Below are 19,457 nucleotides of genomic sequence, written 5' to 3'. Positions count from 1 at the left end.
GGGGTCACCGGCTAACCACCAGGACTATTTTGTGGGTGAATGCGCAATGGATATGGTTGGCGGGCAACACTTGCGTCAGATGTGGGACTGTCTGGCGGAAGTTTACGGTGAGAAAACGGCGCTGATAGTGGAATCCTGCGCGGGTGACGTGCAGCAATTCAGTTATGCATCGCTCAATGCGGAAATCACGCGCACGGCAAATCTGTTTCACGCGCTGGGCGTGCGTAAAGGCGACAAGGTTGCGCTGCATCTCGATAACTGCCCGGAGTTTATTTTCTGCTGGTTTGGGCTGGCCAAAATCGGCGCGATTATGGTGCCGATTAACGCGCGGCTGTTACAGGAAGAGAGCGCATGGATTTTACATCACTGCCAGGCACGCCTGCTGGTGACCTCCACACGTTTTTATCCGATGTATCGCAGGATTCGCGCGGCGCACACCACCCAACTGGAAACGATCTGTCTGATAGATGGCGAAGATGAAGAACTTGATTTCCAACGCCTGAAAGCGGAGCAACCCGCCACACTGCGCTATACGCCACCGTTAAGCCCGGAAGATACCGCCGAAATTCTGTTTACCTCTGGCACCACGTCGCGCCCCAAAGGCGTGGTGATCACCCATTATAATCTGCGTTTCGCAGGCTATTACTCCTCCTGGCAGTGCGCGTTGCGCGCAGACGATGTTTATCTGACGGTGATGCCCGCGTTCCACATCGACTGCCAGTGTACCGCAGCGATGGCAGCCTTTTCCGCCGGGGCGACGTTTGTGCTGATTGAAAAATACAGCGCCCGCGCCTTTTGGGGGCAGGTTCGTCACTACGGCGCGACCGTCACGGAATGCATTCCGATGATGATCCGCACGCTGATGGTACAGCCACCTGCGCCGACCGACAGTCAGCATCGGCTACGCGAAGTGATGTATTACCTGAATCTTTCGGTCGCGGAGAAAGACGCGTTTATTGAGCGCTTTGGCGTACGGCTGCTCACCTCGTATGGCATGACAGAAACCATCGTCGGCATTATTGGCGACAGGCCCGGTGACAAACGGCGCTGGCCGTCGATTGGCCGCCCCGGTTTTTGCTACCAGGCGGAAATTCGTGATGACCAGAACCGGCCGCTACCGCCGGGTGAAATCGGTGAAATTTGCATTAAAGGCGTGCCGGGGAAAACGCTCTTTAAAGAGTACTATCTGCGCCCGGATGCCACCGCCAGCACATTGCAGGCGGATGGCTGGCTGCACACCGGCGATTCAGGCTACTGCGACGACGAAGGCTTTTTCTATTTTATTGATCGCCGCTGCAACATGATTAAACGCGGGGGAGAAAATGTCTCATGCGTTGAGCTGGAAAATATTATCGCTGCGCATCCCAAAATTCAGGACATCGTGGTGATTGGTATTAAAGACGATATTCGCGACGAAGCCATAAAAGCCTTCGTGGTACTCAATGAAGGCGAAACCTTAAGTCAGGAAGAGTTTTTCCACTTCTGCGAAACGCATATGGCGAAATTTAAAGTGCCGTCTTATATGGAGATCAGAACCGACCTGCCCCGGAACTGCTCAGGGAAAATAATTAAGAAGAACCTGAAGTAACGACTCTGGCGGCAGTCATGCCGCTGAATATTCTCTGAAAACAAAAACGAACCTGTTTTTGTGGGGCCGCTATTGCCCGCTGAAAACAGAAAAAGGAGTGGAACATGAGTGATTCATTACATCTGACCCGTAACGGCGCGATTCTGGAAATAACCCTCGACCGCCCGAAAGCCAATGCCATCGATGCAAAAACCAGCTTCGAAATGGGCGAAGTTTTTCTCAATTTTCGCGATGACCCGGAACTGCGCGTCGCCATTATTACCGGCGCGGGCGAGAAGTTTTTCTCTGCGGGATGGGATCTGAAAGCCGCCGCCGAAGGGGAAGCGCCAGATGCCGACTTCGGCCCGGGCGGGTTCGCCGGGTTAACCGAAATTTTTGACCTCGATAAACCGGTCATTGCCGCAGTAAACGGCTACGCCTTTGGCGGTGGCTTCGAACTGGCTCTGGCCGCTGATTTTATTCTGTGCGCGGATAATGCCAGCTTCGCCCTGCCGGAAGCCAAACTCGGTATCGTTCCGGACAGCGGCGGCGTGCTGCGTCTGCCGAAATATCTGCCTCCGGCAATCCTCAACGAAATGGTCATGACCGGGCGCCGCATGACGGCGGAAGAAGCGCAGCGCTGGGGCATCGTGAACCGCGTAGTGTCACAGCCAGAACTGATGGCGAACGCCCGCGAACTGGCACAGCAGTTAGTGCAAAGCGCCCCGCTGGCGCTGGCGGCGTTGAAAGAAATTTACCGCACCACCAGCGAAATGACCGTTGAAGAGGGTTACCGTTTCATGCGCAGCGGCGCGTTAAAACATTACCCGGCAGTGCTGCATTCCGAAGATGCCATCGAAGGCCCATTAGCGTTCGCCGAAAAACGTGAACCGGTGTGGAAGGGGCGTTAACCCGGCAATGCCCCCGTAGGCCGGATAAGGCGTTTACGCCACCATCCGGCAAATCACGGCACAGGAGTCAACATGAGCATATACGCCTTTGAAGGCCTGATCCCCGTCGTTCACCCGCAGGCTTACGTCCACCCCAGCGCGGTGCTGATTGGCGATGTCATTATCGGCGCGGGTGTCTACGTGGGCCCTCACGCCTCGCTGCGCGGCGATTACGGGCGGTTAATCCTTGAGGCCGGGTCAAACCTCCAGGATGGCTGCATCATGCATGGCTATTGCGACACGGATACCATCGTGCGCGAAAACGGCCATATCGGCCACGGCGCGATTCTTCACGGCTGCGTGATTGGCCGCGACGCTTTAGTCGGCATGAACAGCGTCATCATGGACGGTGCGGTAATTGGTGATGAAAGCATTGTCGCCGCCATGAGCTTTGTGAAAGCCGGTTATATCGGCGCGCCCCGGCAGATGCTGGTCGGCTCCCCGGCACGATTTCTGCGGGAGGTGACCGACGAAGAGATGCGCTGGAAACGGCTCAACACGCAGGAATATCAGGACCTGGCAGCGCGCTGCAAGACGGGATTACGTTTAACCGAACCGTTAAGCGAGAAGGAAGAAAATCGACCGCGCCTGAAGGGCACGACGGAGGTACAACCGAAACGCTGATGTTGCCGGATGGCGCAACCCATCCGGCGGAACAGGATTATCGACGCATACTCTTAGACAACATCATTTGCCATTTTTGCTCACGATTAAGCCCGGCTGGCGGTACCGCAGGTATATGCGGCGTTTTCCTCACACCAGCCATTTTTTCCCGTACATGATGATTGACTCGCTCATACAGTTGAGAATCAATGGCCACCACTTTTACCAACCGCTGACACTGACACCCTCGCCCTTCCAGCTTATTGGGGATCATTTTGACTTCACAGCTAATTTCTCCCACCTCAGAGAGAATATAGGAAAGTGTATTAATCGCTTTGCTGTGTTCAATATCGAAATGAATGGAGATCTCTCTTGCGGTTACCCAACGATCTTCTGCCATGATCCATTCGGCAATTAACAAGTAGAGTGGCTTACCAACACATTGTTCACTCATATTCACACCATTTTTACGAATTAAAAATCTGTTATGGCCTGCTCACATTAAGCCACATTAAAATCAGGGTTATGTGAAATGGTATGCGACTTAAATGTTGAGGGATGTGATCTAAATCGTGGTTGTTACAATGAAAAGAGATTAAGGCGCCAGGAATGTTCTGAAGGCGAAAAAAAACGGTTCCTTTACAGGAACCGTTTAATCAGACGAGAGAAATGCGCTTACTTGGTGATCTGCGCGTGCATTTCCTGCACCGAAATCACTTTCTCTTTCGCATCCGCATTCAGCGCCATGGACGTTGCGAAACCGCCGTTCAGGGTGGTGTCGTAATGTACCTTGTACTGCAACGCGCTGCGGCGAATCAGCTTGGAGTCTTCAATTGCCTGACGACCCGCGGTGGTGTTGATGATGTAGGTGTATTCGCCATTCTTGATACGGTCCTGAATGTGCGGACGACCTTCATGCACCTTGTTCACCAGACGTGGGTTGATACCCGCTTCGCCCAGAACAATCGCCGTGCCGTGCGTCGCGTCCAGCTCGAAGCCATGCTTCAGCAGTTTTGCCGCCAGGTCAACAACGCGTTCTTTGTCGCCTTCGCGCACGGAGAGCAGCGCGCGGCCCTGTTTCTTCATGGTGGAGTTACTGCCCAGCTGCGCTTTCGCAAAGGCTTCTGCGAACGTGCGGCCCACGCCCATCACTTCCCCGGTAGAGCGCATTTCTGGCCCCAACAGCGGGTCAACGCCCGGGAATTTGTTGAACGGCAGCACCACTTCTTTCACCGAGTAGTACGGCGGGATGATTTCTTTGGTCACGCCTTGCTCGGCCAGCGTTTTGCCTGCCATCACACGCGCCGCCACTTTCGCCAGCGGAACACCGGTCGCTTTAGAGACGAACGGTACGGTACGCGCCGCACGCGGGTTAACTTCAATCAGGTAGACTTCGTTATCTTTCACCGCAAACTGCACGTTCATCAGGCCGCGCACCTGCAATTCGAAGGCCAGTTTCTGCACCTGCTGGCGCATCACATCCTGAATTTCCTGGCTCAGCGTGTACGCTGGCAGAGAACATGCAGAGTCACCGGAGTGTACGCCTGCCTGCTCGATGTGCTCCATGATGCCGCCAATCAGCACCATTTCGCCGTCGCAGATTGCGTCCACATCTACCTCTACCGCATCGTCGAGGAAGCGGTCGAGCAGTACCGGCGCGTCGTTAGAGACGCTAACGGCGGTCTGGAAGTAGCGTTTCAGGTCAGCTTCATCGTAAACGATTTCCATCGCGCGGCCGCCAAGGACGTAGGACGGACGCACCACCAGCGGGTAGCCAATCTCTTTCGCTTTCTCAACCGCCATTTCGATCGCGGTGACGGTGGCGTTTGCCGGCTGTTTCAGTTTCAGGCGGTCAACCGCATGCTGGAAGCGTTCACGGTCTTCCGCACGGTCGATAGCATCCGGGCTGGTACCGATAACCGGTACGCCAGCGGCTTCCAGTGCGCGCGCCAGTTTCAACGGGGTCTGGCCGCCGTACTGGACGATAACGCCTTTCGGCTTCTCGATACGCACGATTTCCAGCACATCTTCCAGGGTTACCGGCTCGAAGTAGAGACGGTCGGAGGTGTCGTAGTCGGTGGAGACGGTTTCCGGGTTACAGTTCACCATGATGGTCTCGTAACCGTCTTCGCGCAGCGCCAGTGAGGCGTGTACGCAGCAGTAGTCGAATTCGATACCCTGACCGATACGGTTCGGGCCGCCGCCGAGGACCATGATTTTGTCACGGGTGGACGGGTTGGATTCGCACTCATCTTCGTACGTGGAGTACATGTACGCGGTGTCGGTCGCAAATTCTGCCGCGCAGGTATCCACACGCTTATAGACCGGGTGCAGGTTGTACTGGTCACGCAGTTTGCGGATTTCCGCTTCACGCACGCCCGCAAGTTTAGCCAGACGCGCATCGGCAAAGCCTTTGCGTTTCAGCTGACGCAGGAAGTCCGCGTCGAGGCCGTTGATACCGACTTCCGCTACTTTCTCTTCCAGGCGTACCAGCTCTTCAATTTGAACCAGGAACCAGCGGTCGATGTTAGTCAGGTTGAAGACACCATCGACAGACATCCCGGCACGGAATGCATCGGCGATGTACCAGATACGCTCAGCGCCTGCATCTTTCAGCTCGCGGCGAATTTTGGTCAGCGCTTCCGGGTCATCCAGGCTCACTTTCGGGTCAAAACCCATCGCGCCCACTTCCAGGCCGCGCAGTGCTTTTTGCAGGGATTCCTGCTGCGTGCGGCCAATCGCCATCACTTCCCCGACGGATTTCATCTGAGTGGTCAGACGGTCATTCGCACCGGCAAATTTCTCGAAGTTAAAGCGAGGGATTTTGGTCACAACGTAGTCGATGGACGGTTCGAAGGAAGCCGGAGTACGGCCACCGGTGATGTCGTTCATCAGTTCGTCGAGGGTGTAACCCACCGCCAGTTTCGCCGCCACTTTAGCAATCGGGAAGCCTGTCGCTTTCGATGCCAGTGCAGAGGAGCGAGACACGCGCGGGTTCATTTCGATAACAATCAGACGACCATTTTTCGGGTTAACCGAGAACTGGACGTTAGAACCGCCGGTTTCGACGCCGATTTCACGCAGTACCGCCATCGAGGCGTTACGCATGATTTGATATTCTTTATCGGTCAGCGTTTGGGCTGGTGCGACAGTGATGGAGTCACCGGTGTGGATACCCATCGCATCGAAGTTTTCGATAGAGCAGACGATGATGCAGTTGTCGTTTTTATCACGCACCACTTCCATCTCGTACTCTTTCCAGCCAATCAGTGATTCATCAATCAGCAGTTCGTTGGTTGGGGAGAGATCCAGACCGCGCTCGCAGATTTCTTCGAACTCTTCGCGGTTATAAGCGATACCGCCGCCGGTGCCGCCCATGGTAAAGGATGGACGGATAATGCACGGGAAGCCAACGTCAGCGGCAACCGCCAGTGCTTCTTCCATAGTGTGCGCGATACCGGAACGCGCGGTATCGAGACCGATTTTCTTCATCGCGACGTCGAAGCGACGGCGATCTTCTGCTTTATCAATCGCGTCTGCGGTGGCACCAATCATGGTGACGCCGAACTCTTCCAGCACGCCCTGACGTTCCAGTTCCAGCGCGCAGTTCAGCGCTGTCTGGCCGCCCATGGTCGGCAGCACCGCATCCGGGCGCTCTTTTTCAATAATCTTGCGCACCACTTCCCACTGAATCGGCTCGATGTAGGTCGCATCGGCCATTTCCGGGTCGGTCATGATGGTTGCCGGGTTGGAGTTTACCAGAATGACGCGGTAACCCTCTTCACGCAGCGCTTTACACGCCTGGGCGCCGGAGTAGTCAAACTCACACGCCTGGCCGATAACAATCGGGCCCGCACCCAGAATCAGGATACTTTTTATGTCTGTACGTTTTGGCATGGCTCTTATAACTCCTGATTATTTCGCGGACTGACGATATTGCTCAATAAGCTCGATAAAGTGGTCGAACAGCGGTGCGGCATCGTGCGGGCCTGGGCTCGCTTCCGGGTGCCCCTGGAAACTGAACGCTGGCTTATCGGTACGGTGAATACCTTGCAGCGTGCCGTCGAACAGGGATTTATGCGTCACGCGCAGATTCGCAGGCAGCGTTGCTTCATCCACCGCGAAACCATGGTTCTGCGCGGTGATCATCACCACGTTCTTATCGATATCTTTCACCGGATGGTTGCCGCCGTGGTGGCCGAACTTCATCTTGATGGTCTTCGCACCGCTCGCCAGCGCCAGCAGCTGATGGCCAAGGCAGATGCCGAATACCGGAATGTCGGTTTCGAGGAATTTCTGAATCGCGGTAATCGCGTAATCACATGGTGCCGGGTCGCCTGGGCCGTTGGAGAGGAACACGCCGTCCGGGTTCATCTTCAGCACATCTTCCGCAGACGTTTGCGCCGGAACGATGGTCAGGCGACAGCCACGGTCAACCAGCATGCGCAGAATATTGCGTTTCGCGCCAAAATCGTAGGCAACGACGTGGAATGGCAGCTCTTCTTCTTTTTTGGCTTCCGGCAGCTCTTCTGCCAGTGTCCAGCTACCCTGCGTCCAGCTGTAGGATTCGCGGGTGGTGACTTCTTTCGCCAGGTCCATTCCGTTCAGGCCCGGGAATGCACGGGCTTTTTCCAGCGCCAGCGCCGCATCGAGGTTATCCCCTGCGATGATGCAACCGTTCTGTGCGCCCTTCTCGCGCAGCAGACGCGTCAGCTTACGGGTATCGATATCGGCAATCGCCACGATGTTATGGCGTTTCAGGTAGGAAGAGAGGTCTTCAGTATTGCGGTAGTTGCTGGCAATCAGCGGCAGGTCACGGATAACCAAACCTTGCGCATGAACCTGAGAAGACTCTTCGTCAGCAGCATTGGTGCCGACATTGCCGATATGAGGATAAGTAAGAGTAACGATTTGGCGAGAATAGGAAGGATCAGTGAGGATTTCTTGATAACCGGTCATTGAAGTATTGAAAACGACTTCCCCAACCGCCGAACCTGTTGCCCCTATGGCCCGACCGTGAAACTGGGTTCCGTCTTCCAGAACCAATAGCGCTGACTTAATCAAAACACCCTCCAGAGAATATTCACTCACTTTATTTGCATATTAATTCACAATGGTGACATAAATCAATGCAAATCTGCTTACCTTTGAATTTCTGGCAAACGGCGGCATTCTAGAGAGAGCCCAGACAAAAGTCTACCTTAAAGGGCATTTTTTATTATTATTTTGCGCCACTGGCTTTAACTGACGCTTTTAACAGGCAAAAAGATCATCTAACTCACACTGTAAAACGCTTGCGGGGCTTAAAGAATGTTAAAAATGGACTTGGGCGTGAAAAAAGTAGACCGGATGGTCAAAATTTACATTTAAACAACCAACAACACCAAGATAAGTTGTTATTTTATGCATTTCACACACAAAACAACGCGAGACTAATAAAATAAAGGGCGATAAAATATCGCCCTATGCAATCAATACCTTACTGACTGCAATACCACATCACGATGGGTAATAAATACTATAATTCATTAAGATTAAGCACATCACGCATATCAAAAAGACCGTTTTGTTTCGACTTGAGCCATAAAGCCGAACGCACCGCGCCATTGGCAAACGTCATGCGGCTGGACGCTTTGTGCGTAATCTCCACGCGTTCACCAATATCGGCGAACATCGCCGTATGTTCGCCGACGATATCGCCCGCACGCACGGTCGCAAAACCGATAGTGCCCGGTACGCGCTCACCGGTATAACCTTCACGGCTGTAAACGGCGCACTCTTTCAGATCTTTATCCAGCGCCGAGGCAATCGCCTCGCCCATCGCCAGCGCCGTGCCTGATGGCGCATCCACTTTGTGACGATGGTGCGCTTCAATAATTTCGATGTCGGTATAGTCGCCCATCACTTTGGCCGCTTTTTCCAGCAGCTTCAGCATGACGTTCACGCCTACGCTGAAGTTGGCCGCAAAGACAATCGCTATCTCCTGAGAGGCATCGCGAATAGCCTGCTTGCCTGCATCATCAAAACCGGTGGTCCCGATAACCATGCCTTTCCCGTGCTCACGGCAGAACGCCAAATGCGTCAGCGTGCCTTCCGGGCGGGTAAAATCGATAAATACATCAAAATCATCTTTAACCGAGTCGAGGCTGCTCTGAACGGTTACGCCAGTTTTCCCCGCGCCCGCCAGTTCGCCCGCATCACTGCCCAGCAGGCTGGAACCTTCGCGCTCCAGCGCCGCGCCCAACTGAACGCCTTCCATTGCGATCGCCGCCTGAATTAACTGGCGCCCCATACGTCCACCGGCCCCGGCAATGGCAACACGGATTTGTGCATCATGCATAGCTATTCTCTTTTGTTAATTTTGCGTAAACCGTTCTCAGAGTAACCAGCCCGCCCGGAGGCCGCCAGCCGAAAACGCCCATAATTAGAATTAAATGATAAACAGAGGGGAATATCAGTAAAAGCCATGATTCATCGGAAAGGACGAATCATGGCTAAAGCTGAAAGGTTAAGGCGTAAATCTAACGCTTTTACACCGTTCTAATGGAAAGTGTCTGAGTTATTGTCATTTCCCAACAGAATTATTCTCTGCGTAAGAAGACACCTAGGGCGCAAGTCGGAGCACCTCCGCCACCCACTTACGGAATCCGTCCACATCCAGCCCCAGCGCAACCTGCACATTCGCCGGTTGGCCGAGTCGGTCCTCAATATCCACCACGGTGGTACCGGCGGTATAGGTTCCCTGCGTCTCGACGGCGACAAAGCACGGTTTCAGGGTAAACAGTTCCGGTCGCACCAGCCACGCGATAGCGCAGAGATCGTGCATGCGCAGGCCGCTTTGCATGCTGCCGCTGCGGTAGTGGCTGAACAACGAATGCAGCATTTTGCCGGTTTTATTGAGAGCCGGGAGCGTTGCCAGATAGTCCGGTGTCAACACGGCCTGGTTAGTCACATCCAGGCCGCACATCACAATTTCCAGCCCACTCTGGAAAACCTGCGCAGCGGCTTCCGGGTCGATAGCGATGTTAAATTCGGCGTTTGGCGTGAAATTACCCCGCCCGGCCGAACCACCCATAATTACCAGGCGGCGGATATTAAACTGGCACTCCGGATACTGAGAGAACAGCAGCGCGATATTGGTGAGTGGGCCGATGGCGACCAGCGTGACAGGTTCAGGTGAGTGCATCAGCGCATCGCGAATGGCGATAAACGCCGGTTTCTCCAGCGGCTGACGCTGATGTTCGGTAAAGTCGTAACCTTCCATGCCGGACTGCCCGTGCACATAGGCCGCATCGCGCAGCGGGCGCACCAGCGGCTTTGCCGCACCCTGAGCCAGCGGAATGTTAGCCTCCCAAAAATGCAGCAACTGGAGAGCGTTACGCGTGGTTTTCTCAACGGAAACGTTGCCTGCAACGGTAGTCATAAGCTGGAGATCCAGCTCCGGGGCAAACAGAGCAGCCGCAATGGCAGCGGCATCGTCAATGCCAGGATCGGTATCGAGAATAATCGGCAGGCGCATATTTCCTCCATAAAAAAATGCCAGACATTAAGTCTGGCATATTGTCATATTTATGAAGGGAATAACTTACTCGACTTCACGAACATCCACACGCAGCTCGCGCGGCACTTCAAAGACAATGTTCTCTTCGCGGCCTTCCAGTGGAATCGCTTCGCCGCCGCCGAGGGTTTGCAGACGCGCAATCACATTCTGCACCAGAATATCCGGCGCGGATGCACCGGCGGTAACACCGACGCAGGTGGCGTCTTTCACCCACTCTTCCTGGATATCCGTTGCGTCATCAATCAGATAGGCTGCTTTGCCCATCCGCTGCGCCAGTTCAGCCAGACGGTTGGAGTTCGAGGAGTTTTTCGACCCCACGACCAGCACCACGTCAGCCTGTTCCGCCAGCGAGCGCACGGCTTCCTGACGGTTAGTGGTGGCGTAGCAGATATCATCTTTACGCGGGCCGACGATTTTCGGGAAGCGCTTGCGCAGCGCATCAATCACATCAGACGTATCGTCAACGGAGAGCGTGGTCTGGGTCATAAACGACAGTTTGGCGTCGTTTTTAACATCCAGCGTCCAGACATCTTCCGGCGATTCCACCAGGTACATTCCCCCTTCCGGGTTGCTGTACTGGCCCATGGTGCCTTCCACTTCCGGGTGACCAGCATGGCCAATCAGAATGGATTCTTCACCACGGCGGCTGGCACGGGCGACTTCCATATGGACTTTGGTCACCAGCGGGCAGGTAGCGTCGAAGACGGTCAGATCGCGGCTTTTCGCTTCGTTGCGCACAGCCTGAGACACACCGTGAGCGGAGAAAATCAGAATCGCGCCGTCAGGCACTTCGCTGATCTGCTCAATAAAAATCGCGCCACGCTCGCGCAGGCTGTCGACCACATAACGGTTGTGTACCACTTCATGACGCACGTAGATTGGCGCGCCGTAAATCGCCAGCGCGTTTTCAACAATGCTGATAGCGCGGTCTACACCCGCGCAAAAACCGCGCGGGTTAGCCAACAGGATCTGCATTTCAGGCCTCCAGTACCGGATCGATCTCCAGTACTTCAATATCAAAATGAACGGTATGGTCTGCCAGCGGGTGGTTGAAATCAACGGTGATGGAATCGCCGTTAATCTCACGGATAACGCCTGGCATCTCGCTGCCATCCATAGCGGTAAAGAGCATGATTGCGCCGATTTCAGGTTCGCCCGCATCCATAAATTCGCGGCGGGAGAAGTACTGAATCAGGTCCGGCGTCGAGACGCCAAACGCGGCATCCGGCTCCAGAGAAAATTCTTTTTTGTCACCCGCTTTCAGGCCCAGCAGATGTTGTTCCAGCCCTTCAGAGAGCGAGCCATCGCCCAGGCGGAACAGCGCCGGTTTGCCGTTGTTGCGGGTCGATTCGGCGGTAGAACCGTCATCGAGTTTCAGTGAGAAATGCACCAGAACGGCGCTGTTGCTCTGTACAGATTCAGACATGCAGGTTTGCTCTTTAAAATGGCGCCGCCTGTCTGCCCGGTGGCGCTACGCTTACCGGGCCTACAAGGATCGCAATAATTGTAGGCCGGATTAGCGCAAGCGCCATCCGGCATTTTTTTATGCGGCTTTTTTCTCTTTGGAAGGTAAGAAACCTTCCAGCACGATCAACGCCGCGCCGACGCAGATTGCGCTATCGGCCAGGTTGAAGGTGGCAAAGTGCCAGTCGCCGACGTAGAAGTCGATCATATCGACCACGAAGCCGTGCCACAGGCGGTCAAACAAATTACCCAGCGCGCCGCCAATAATCAGCGCATAGGCGATGTTATTGAGCTTCTGAGTGGCCTTCGAGCGGTACATCAGCACCGTCAGCGCCACGCAGATACCAATAGCGATACCGGCAAAGAACCAACGCTGCCAGCCGCCGCTGTCGGCGAGGAAGCTAAATGCCGCGCCATAGTTACGCGCATAATGCAGATTAAGCGACGGGAACAGCGGTACCGTATCCCCCAGAGCAAAGTTCTGGAGGATCAGGAATTTGCTGCCCAGATCGATAATCAGCACGACGACGACCAGCCACAGCCAGCGTAGCCCTGTTGAACACATCGATTTACTCATCAGGCAAACTTACGTTTTTCGCCATCACCGGCGATGTTGCTGACACAGCGTCCGCAAATTTCTGCGTGTTCCGCCACCTTGCCGACGTCCTGGGTGTAATGCCAGCAGCGCGGACACTTCTCACCTTCGGCTTTGCTCAGCGCCACTTTCAGCCCTTTGAGCAGTTCGCTCTGCTGAGCATCAGCAGGTGCTGCGTTATATTCCGCAACGTTGGCACCGGAGGTCAACAGGACAAATCGCAGTTCTTCGCCCAGCGCGGTCAGTTTCGCCGCCAGTTCTGGTTCCGCGTACAGGGTCACTGCCGCTTCCAGAGAACCGCCGACTTTCTTATCCGCACGTGCCTGTTCGATAACCTTGTTCACTTCGCCACGCACCTGCAGCAGAACGTCCCAGAAGCCGTCGTTCATGGCTTCGGTTTCGCCCAGGCCAAACAGGCCTTCATACCATTCACCGGTGAACACGTATTTCTCGCGATCGCCTGGCAGGTAGCCCCAGATTTCATCTGCGGTGAAGGACATGATCGGCGCCATCCAGCGCACCAGCGCTTCGGCGATGTGGTACAGCGCAGTCTGGCAGCTACGACGCGCTACGCTGTCTGCTTTCGCGGTGTACTGGCGGTCTTTGATGATGTCGAGATAGAACGAGCCCATTTCAACGGAGCAGAAGCGCATCAGACGCTGTACCACTTCGTGGAAATCGTAGGATTCGTACGCTTTCAGGATATCTTCCTGCGCTTCTTTCGCGCAGCCTACCGCCCAGCGATCCAGCACTACCATCTCTTCCGGTTTCACCATGTCTTTCAGCGGATCGAACCCGTTCAGGTTCGCCAGCAGGAAGCGCGCGGTGTTACGGATACGACGATAGCTGTCGGCAGCACGTTTCAGGATTTCGTCAGAAACGGCCATTTCACCGGTGTAGTCGGTCGATGCCACCCACAGACGCAGGATATCCGCGCCGAGTTTATTCATCACGTCCTGCGGAGAAACGGTGTTACCGATGGATTTAGACATCTTACGGCCCTGACCATCCACGGTGAAGCCGTGGGTCAGTACCTGACGGTAAGGCGCTTTGCCTTTCATCGCCGTGGAGATCATCAGGGAAGACATGAACCAGCCGCGATGCTGGTCAGAACCTTCCAGGTACATATCCGGCGTATGGCCGCCAAATTCCGGACGCGCATCAACCACGGAGTAGCTGGTAGACCCGGAGTCAAACCAGACGTCCAGGGTATCCGGCACTTTCACGTAGTTGTCTGCGTCGTCACCGAGGAGCTCACGCGGGTCGAGATCCCACCACGCCTGAATACCGTCTTTCTCAACGTATTTCGCCACTTCTTCGATCAGTTCTGTAGTATGCGGGTGCAGCTCTTCGGTGTCTTTATGCACGAACAGCGACATCGGCACGCCCCAGGTACGCTGACGGGAGATACACCAGTCAGGGCGGTTCGCCACCATCGATTCGATGCGCGCTTTACCCCATGCCGGGATCCAACCGCTCAGATTTTCTTTCGCCAGACCTTCCTGCTCGATACGGTCGATCTCTTTGAGCGACTGAATACGCAGGCCTTTTTGATCCATGCTGATGAACCACTGCGGGGTCGCACGGAAGATGATCGGCGTTTTGTGACGCCAGCAGCAAGGGTAGCTGTGCTGCATTTTTTCTACGTGCAGCAGTGCGCCTTTCTCTTGCAGCAGCTCAACGATTTTATCGTTCGCTTTGAAGACGTTAACACCGTCCAGCCCAGGGTACGTACCCGCCAGGTAAGCGCCGTCCGGGCCAACCGGGTTAGCGATTTCCAGACCATATTTCTGGCTGATGGTGTAGTCGTCCGGGCCGTGACCACCGGCGGTATGTACCGCACCGGTACCCGCGTCCAGCGTAACGTGGTCGCCCAGAATTGCCGGCACGTCGAAGCCCATGAACGGGTGCTGGAAACGCATCAGTTCAAGCTCTGCGCCGTTTACGGTCCCCAGCACGGTATAATCTGCCGCGCCGATACGCTTCATCACGCCATCGAGCAGATCTTTCGCCACGATAACGGCCTGGCCATCAACCTGCACCAGCGCGTAGTCGAACTCTTTGGAAAGCGAGATTGCGCGGTTTGCTGGCAGCGTCCACGGGGTAGTGGTCCAGATAACCAGGGAAACCGGCCCGTTGACGTTGGCAACACCGAATTTCGCTTTTACCGCATCCGCGTCAACCGCGTGGAAGGCCACGTCGATGGACGGAGAGGTTTTGTCATAGTATTCCACTTCCGCTTCAGCCAGCGCTGAACGGCAGTCAACGCACCAGTGAACCGGCTTCGCGCCTTTCAGCATGTGGCCGTTATGGATGATTTTACCGAGTGCACGAATGATGTTGGCTTCGGTTTTGAAATCCATAGTCAGGTAAGGATGCTGCCAGTCGCCCAGCACGCCCAAACGGATGAAGTCTTTACGCTGACCATCCACCTGACCCGCTGCGTATTCACGGCATTTCGCACGGAATTCTGCGGCGGTGAACTTCTCGCCCGGCTTACCGAACTCTTGCTCGACTTTCAGCTCAATTGGCAGACCGTGGCAGTCCCAGCCCGGCACGTACGGAGAGTCGTAACCCGTCAGACCTTTGGACTTAATAATAATGTCTTTGAGAATCTTGTTAACAGAGTGACCAATATGAATGCTGCCATTCGCATATGGAGGGCCATCATGCAGAATGAAGGTTTTTTTGCCCTTTTTCGCGGCACGAATGATGCCGTACAGGTCATCTTCGGTCCAACGCGCCAGCATTCCCGGTTCGCGCTTGGCGAGATCGCCGCGCATCGGGAACCCTGTTTCCGGCAAATTCAGGGTAGATTTATAGTCACTCATTAGATTCTCGATTCCGTATTTAAACGTACGTATTCAGGCATTAAGCCGGTTTTGAAAGCCCAAAAAATTCGCGGGCCGTTAATTCGTCACGCGCGATTTGCGCTTTAAGCTCATCCAGCGACGCGAATCGCTGCTCATTGCGTATTTTTTTACGCAGGATAACGTCTATATGGCGACCGTAGAGGTCCATTACAACGTCCAACAGATGCACTTCCAGTTGCTGGCGCACGCCAGCCACCGTTGGGCGGGTACCGATATTGGCAACGCCGGTATACACTTTGTCGCCAAGCCCCGTCACTTCTACCGCATAAACCCCTTTAACCGGGGAGACCTGACGACGCAGCGGTAAATTCGCCGTCGGGAAACCGATGGTGCGTCCTAACTCATCGCCGTGCACCACGCGTCCGGAGATAGTAAAAGGATGCCCCAGTAAATTTTCAGCCAGTTCGAGCTGGTCATCCGCCAGCGCCTGGCGCACAGCGGTGCTGCTGATGCGTACACCGCCCTCGCAGAAGGTTTGTGTGCTGGTGACATCAAAGCCAAACTCAGCGCCCGCCTTCTGTAATAACAAGAAATCACCCTGACGACCAGCGCCAAAGCGGAAATCATCACCCACAGCCAAAAACTGGACGCCTAAACGCTTCACCAGCAGGGTGCGGATAAAGTCCTGCGCGCTCAGCGCGGCAAAGCGGCGATCAAAACGCAGACAGACGACATAATCGACACCGCTCTCGGCCAGATAGCGTAGTTTTTCACGCAGACGCGTCAGACGCGCGGGGGACTTATCGCCCGCAAACAGCTCCAGCGGCTGCGGTTCGAAAATCATCACCACGACAGGCAGATTACGCGCACGCCCTTCGGCACGCAGACCCTGTAGCAACGCCTGGTGGCCACGATGCACACCGTCGAAATTTCCAATGGTCAGCACACACCCGTGCGGGGCCTGACTGAGATTTTGTATGCCGCGTATCAGCTTCATGTCTGGCTCAAAAGAGTGAAAATCGCCAAAGTATACCTTGTACAGCAGTCGACGTTAACCGGCGATTGCACCTTGTACAGGGAAAGAGACAATGATTTCATCAGCATCACGATAAAAGGCAAGAAAATCTGTGCCGGTCGTGCGAATTTTATGCCGGAAAGGCTGTATTCATCGCCGACAAGCTGGTAGAATCCTGCGCCATCAATACGTAATGAAGCGTTGATACATTAACGGCGCTTATTTGCACAAATCCATTGACAAAAGAAGGCTAAACGGGCATATTCCTCGGCCTTTGAATTGTCCATATAGAACACATTTGGGAGTTGGACCTTGGCTAATATCAAATCAGCTAAGAAGCGCGCCGTTCAGTCTGAAAAGGCTCGCAAGCACAACGCAAGCCGTCGCTCTATGATGCGTACTTTCATCAAGAAAGTATACGCAGCAATCGAAGCTGGCGACAAAGCTGCTGCAGTTAAAGCATTTAACGAAATGCAACCGATCGTGGACCGTCAGGCTGCTAAAGGTCTGATCCACAAAAACAAAGCTGCGCGTCATAAAGCAAACCTGACCGCTCAGATCAACAAACTGGCTTAATCGCCTGCTTGTTATCGCTTTGTTGAAAAAACCCGCCTCGTGCGGGTTTTTTTACGTCTGCGTTTTATTGCGGAAGCGCAAATAGCGCAGAATAATCCCGGTTACAAATCCGCTGCACCGCCGGATGCTGAATCATTCGCTCAGCAAATATTGCGTGGTACTCCTCCATGACGTTTTCCATCCTGCCAATCTCGATAATGCTCTCGTCGGCAAAGAAATCATGCCCGTAAAGCGTGGGTGCCACGAAAATCGCATTGTGCGCAGAGCCAAACGCTTTCATCAATGCCGCATCGTCAAACTCGCCGAGGATTTCGACCTTCAGCCCCTGGGTGTTAAACCAGTTCAATAGCTTGCGCCCAAGCATCGAGCGGCGACCCGGTATTAACAAACGACGCTCTTCCAGGCAGGCGGGAAACGATTTTTCCGGCGGCGGATTCATGCACCAAAAACTGACGCCACATTCGCCAATCTTCACCGAAAACAGCCCTTCCTGCTGGGTGGAATCGATCGGACAATCGGAGATAATCATATCCAGCTTATGCTGGCTGAGCTGCTCCAGCAGCATCTCATGTGTCGATTCAAAGCAGCGCAGATGGATTTGTTCATCTTCCACGACGGCCGCGTCCAGCACACCGCTAACCAGCCGTTTTGACAGTGCATCCGCCACGCCCACATCAAACAGCAAATTCGACTCTTTGCGGTAGTTGATGATATCGAGCATCTCCTGGCTCAGGGTGAACATCTTATCGGCGTAGCGAAACACCAGTTCACCCAGTTCGCTCGGCTCAATGCCACGCCCTTTGCGTTTGAAAAGCTTGCCCTGCAAGCGCTCTTCAAGGGCTTTGATCTGCCCGGTGATGGTCTGCGGCGTCAGGTACAGCGCTTCGGCGGCACCGACAACAGAGCCTTCTTTGTAAACATGCCAGAAGTAGTAGAGATGGTTGTAGTTAATGTGCGACATCTGTGGTTTCCTCCCTGAAATGTTATCGCGCCGGATGGCAACGTAGCCATCCGGCAAATCATTCACACTAATTATGCATCTTCAGGCTTCAGATGCATACGCAGCAAACTGTATCCCACGACCGCCGACAGCAGCGAGCCCAGCAGAATGCCCAGTTTTGCCCAGGTGATCAGCTCTGGATCGACCGCGCCAAACGCGAGGCTGGCGATAAAGATAGACATAGTAAAACCGATACCGCACAGCAAACCAACCGCCATGATCTGCGAGAAGTTTGCCCCTTCCGGCAGACGCGCCAGCTTGAGTTTCAGCGCCAGCCAGCAGAAGAGGGAAATCCCCAGCGGCTTACCGATAAACAGACCGGCGATAATGCCCAGCGGCAGCAGCGAGGTTAACCCTTCCAGCGTCACGCCCTGCAAGGATACGCCCGCATTGGCAAAAGCGAACAGCGGCAGAATCATAAACGCCACCCAGGGATGCAGCACATGCTCCAGTTGTTTGGCCGGTGATTTACCGTTTTCCGTTTTCAGCGGAATAAAGAAGCCGACAATCACCCCGGCAAGCGTGGCATGCACGCCCGATTTCAGCACCGCTGTCCACAGGATCACGCCCACCAGAATATAGAGTCCGGTGCGACGCACGCCGCTGACGTTGAGAATCGCCAGCGCCGCAATGGCCGCCGCCGCAATCGCCAGGGACAACAGCGACAGGTCATGGGTATAAAACAGCGCAATAATAACGATCGCGCCCAGGTCATCGATAATCGCCAGCGCCATCAGGAAGATTTTTAACGACGCAGGCACGCGACTGCCGAGCAGCGCCAGCACACCTAAGGCAAAAGCGATATCCGTCGCCGCCGGGATCGCCCAACCGCTGCTGGCAACAGGATCCTGGAAGTTGAACGCCAGATAGACCAGCGCCGGCACCACCATACCGCCCAACGCAGCCACTACCGGGAATATCGCCTGCCGACGGGTCGCCAGCGCGCCTTCAACCATCTCGCGCTTGACCTCCAGGCCAATCAGCAGGAAGAAGACCGCCATCAACGCATCGTTGATCCACAGCAGCATGTTTTTATTGATTTCAAGGGCGCCCACTTTCAACTGGACCGGCGTGTCCAGGAACGCATGGTAGAGACCGCTGGTCGCGCCCATGTTAGCCAGAAGCATGGCGAGAGTCGCCGCAATAATCAGGATAATCCCGCCAGAAGCATCACTATGAAAGAAACGCTGTAAATGTTTCACTTTTACTCTCTCTTTTACTGCTTATTCATCGATTAAACTAGGGTATCGTGAAAGAAAGATCGGCAAAATCAGTTTATATCTGGATTATAATTCAGTTTTTACGAGGTTTAC

General features: G+C 54.6%; 16 protein-coding genes and 1 pseudogene. 4 read left to right on the top strand and 13 right to left on the bottom strand.

Annotated features, from left to right (window positions below; genetic code table 11):
* The first annotated feature begins 46 nt into the window (after positions 1-46).
* The 3 genes from caiC to caiE all read left to right on the top strand — a co-directional run bounded on the left by caiC (position 47) and on the right by caiE (position 3,141).
* Complete coding sequence (caiC, locus tag AC1MKH_RS03525) at positions 47-1,588, top strand: crotonobetaine/carnitine-CoA ligase (RefSeq protein WP_276222016.1); 1,542 nt, start codon at positions 47-49, stop codon at positions 1,586-1,588.
* Positions 1,589-1,692: 104 nt separating this feature from the next.
* Positions 1,693-2,478, top strand: a complete 786-nt coding sequence (gene caiD / locus AC1MKH_RS03520; protein WP_149463060.1) for a crotonobetainyl-CoA hydratase — start codon at positions 1,693-1,695, stop codon at positions 2,476-2,478.
* Positions 2,479-2,550: 72 nt separating this feature from the next.
* Positions 2,551-3,141, top strand: a complete 591-nt coding sequence (caiE, locus tag AC1MKH_RS03515; RefSeq protein WP_276221960.1) for a carnitine operon protein CaiE — start codon at positions 2,551-2,553, stop codon at positions 3,139-3,141.
* Between the two features lie 37 nt (positions 3,142-3,178).
* Here the strand turns inward: caiE and caiF are convergent, their stop codons facing one another.
* The 11 genes and pseudogenes from caiF to AC1MKH_RS03460 all read right to left on the bottom strand — a co-directional run bounded on the left by caiF (position 3,179) and on the right by AC1MKH_RS03460 (position 16,774).
* Complete coding sequence (caiF, locus tag AC1MKH_RS03510) at positions 3,179-3,574, bottom strand: carnitine metabolism transcriptional regulator CaiF (RefSeq protein WP_015965975.1); 396 nt, start codon at positions 3,572-3,574, stop codon at positions 3,179-3,181.
* Between the two features lie 221 nt (positions 3,575-3,795).
* Complete coding sequence (gene carB, locus AC1MKH_RS03505) at positions 3,796-7,017, bottom strand: carbamoyl-phosphate synthase large subunit (RefSeq protein ID WP_276221959.1); 3,222 nt, start codon at positions 7,015-7,017, stop codon at positions 3,796-3,798.
* Between the two features lie 18 nt (positions 7,018-7,035).
* Positions 7,036-8,184 carry a glutamine-hydrolyzing carbamoyl-phosphate synthase small subunit gene (gene carA / locus AC1MKH_RS03500; protein WP_015965977.1) on the bottom strand — a complete coding sequence of 383 codons (1,149 nt, stop codon included), beginning with the start codon at positions 8,182-8,184 and terminating at the stop codon, positions 7,036-7,038.
* Between the two features lie 454 nt (positions 8,185-8,638).
* Positions 8,639-9,460 carry a 4-hydroxy-tetrahydrodipicolinate reductase gene (gene dapB / locus AC1MKH_RS03495; RefSeq protein WP_276221956.1) on the bottom strand — a complete coding sequence of 274 codons (822 nt, stop codon included), beginning with the start codon at positions 9,458-9,460 and terminating at the stop codon, positions 8,639-8,641.
* 264 nt (positions 9,461-9,724) lie between these two features.
* The gene (gene rihC / locus AC1MKH_RS03490; protein ID WP_276221955.1) at positions 9,725-10,639 is read right to left on the bottom strand and encodes a ribonucleoside hydrolase RihC; all 915 of its coding nucleotides are present in this window, start codon (positions 10,637-10,639) and stop codon (positions 9,725-9,727) included.
* A 66-nt stretch (positions 10,640-10,705) separates the two neighbouring features.
* The gene (gene ispH / locus AC1MKH_RS03485; RefSeq protein WP_276221953.1) at positions 10,706-11,656 is read right to left on the bottom strand and encodes a 4-hydroxy-3-methylbut-2-enyl diphosphate reductase; all 951 of its coding nucleotides are present in this window, start codon (positions 11,654-11,656) and stop codon (positions 10,706-10,708) included.
* Between the two features lies 1 nt (position 11,657).
* Positions 11,658-12,107: an FKBP-type peptidyl-prolyl cis-trans isomerase gene (gene fkpB / locus AC1MKH_RS03480; protein ID WP_015965981.1), complete on the bottom strand. Its 450-nt coding sequence runs from the start codon at positions 12,105-12,107 to the stop codon at positions 11,658-11,660.
* Positions 12,108-12,224: 117 nt separating this feature from the next.
* Positions 12,225-12,722: a signal peptidase II gene (gene lspA / locus AC1MKH_RS03475; RefSeq protein ID WP_041686323.1), complete on the bottom strand. Its 498-nt coding sequence runs from the start codon at positions 12,720-12,722 to the stop codon at positions 12,225-12,227.
* Entirely contained in the window at positions 12,722-15,571 is a 2,850-nt protein-coding gene (ileS, locus tag AC1MKH_RS03470) for an isoleucine--tRNA ligase (RefSeq protein ID WP_276221949.1), read from the bottom strand. Before ileS ends, lspA begins: the two co-directional genes overlap by 1 nt.
* Before the next feature lie 40 nt (positions 15,572-15,611).
* The gene (gene ribF / locus AC1MKH_RS03465; RefSeq protein ID WP_276221946.1) at positions 15,612-16,550 is read right to left on the bottom strand and encodes a bifunctional riboflavin kinase/FAD synthetase; all 939 of its coding nucleotides are present in this window, start codon (positions 16,548-16,550) and stop codon (positions 15,612-15,614) included.
* 7 nt (positions 16,551-16,557) lie between these two features.
* Positions 16,558-16,774, bottom strand: a pseudogene (locus AC1MKH_RS03460) (DUF2575 domain-containing protein).
* Between the two features lie 106 nt (positions 16,775-16,880).
* On the opposite strand from AC1MKH_RS03460, the gene rpsT reads away from it, so the two are divergent.
* The gene (rpsT, locus tag AC1MKH_RS03455) at positions 16,881-17,144 is read left to right on the top strand and encodes a 30S ribosomal protein S20 (protein WP_041686324.1); all 264 of its coding nucleotides are present in this window, start codon (positions 16,881-16,883) and stop codon (positions 17,142-17,144) included.
* A gap of 64 nt (positions 17,145-17,208) precedes the next feature.
* On the opposite strand, the gene nhaR is transcribed toward rpsT, so the two are convergent.
* Positions 17,209-18,105, bottom strand: coding sequence for a transcriptional activator NhaR (gene nhaR / locus AC1MKH_RS03450; RefSeq protein WP_276221943.1), 897 nt, complete (start codon positions 18,103-18,105; stop codon positions 17,209-17,211).
* A 71-nt stretch (positions 18,106-18,176) separates the two neighbouring features.
* Positions 18,177-19,346 (bottom strand): Na+/H+ antiporter NhaA, encoded by a 1,170-nt coding sequence (gene nhaA, locus AC1MKH_RS03445; protein WP_276221941.1) that lies wholly within the window; start codon positions 19,344-19,346, stop codon positions 18,177-18,179.
* Positions 19,347-19,457: the final 111 nt, after the last annotated feature.

The organism is Pseudocitrobacter sp. CD920760, from assembly GCF_057782505.1.
Note: the sequence above shows the minus strand (reverse complement) of the source record. Positions and strands in the feature narration are given on the sequence as shown.

What these genes read in the sequence shown, in the direction of transcription:
- carB (WP_276221959.1), bottom strand. Translation starts at nt 7,017, where the DNA reads ATGCCAAAACGTACAGACATAAAAAGTATCCTGATTCTGGGTGCGGGC.
- ileS (WP_276221949.1), bottom strand. Translation starts at nt 15,571, where the DNA reads ATGAGTGACTATAAATCTACCCTGAATTTGCCGGAAACAGGGTTCCCG.
- caiE (WP_276221960.1), top strand. Translation starts at nt 2,551, where the DNA reads ATGAGCATATACGCCTTTGAAGGCCTGATCCCCGTCGTTCACCCGCAG.
- nhaR (WP_276221943.1), bottom strand. Translation starts at nt 18,105, where the DNA reads ATGTCGCACATTAACTACAACCATCTCTACTACTTCTGGCATGTTTAC.
- ispH (WP_276221953.1), bottom strand. Translation starts at nt 11,656, where the DNA reads ATGCAGATCCTGTTGGCTAACCCGCGCGGTTTTTGCGCGGGTGTAGAC.
- caiD (WP_149463060.1), top strand. Translation starts at nt 1,693, where the DNA reads ATGAGTGATTCATTACATCTGACCCGTAACGGCGCGATTCTGGAAATA.
- rihC (WP_276221955.1), bottom strand. Translation starts at nt 10,639, where the DNA reads ATGCGCCTGCCGATTATTCTCGATACCGATCCTGGCATTGACGATGCC.
- lspA (WP_041686323.1), bottom strand. Translation starts at nt 12,722, where the DNA reads ATGAGTAAATCGATGTGTTCAACAGGGCTACGCTGGCTGTGGCTGGTC.
- caiF (WP_015965975.1), bottom strand. Translation starts at nt 3,574, where the DNA reads ATGAGTGAACAATGTGTTGGTAAGCCACTCTACTTGTTAATTGCCGAA.
- dapB (WP_276221956.1), bottom strand. Translation starts at nt 9,460, where the DNA reads ATGCATGATGCACAAATCCGTGTTGCCATTGCCGGGGCCGGTGGACGT.
- caiC (WP_276222016.1), top strand. Translation starts at nt 47, where the DNA reads ATGGATATGGTTGGCGGGCAACACTTGCGTCAGATGTGGGACTGTCTG.
- fkpB (WP_015965981.1), bottom strand. Translation starts at nt 12,107, where the DNA reads ATGTCTGAATCTGTACAGAGCAACAGCGCCGTTCTGGTGCATTTCTCA.
- ribF (WP_276221946.1), bottom strand. Translation starts at nt 16,550, where the DNA reads ATGAAGCTGATACGCGGCATACAAAATCTCAGTCAGGCCCCGCACGGG.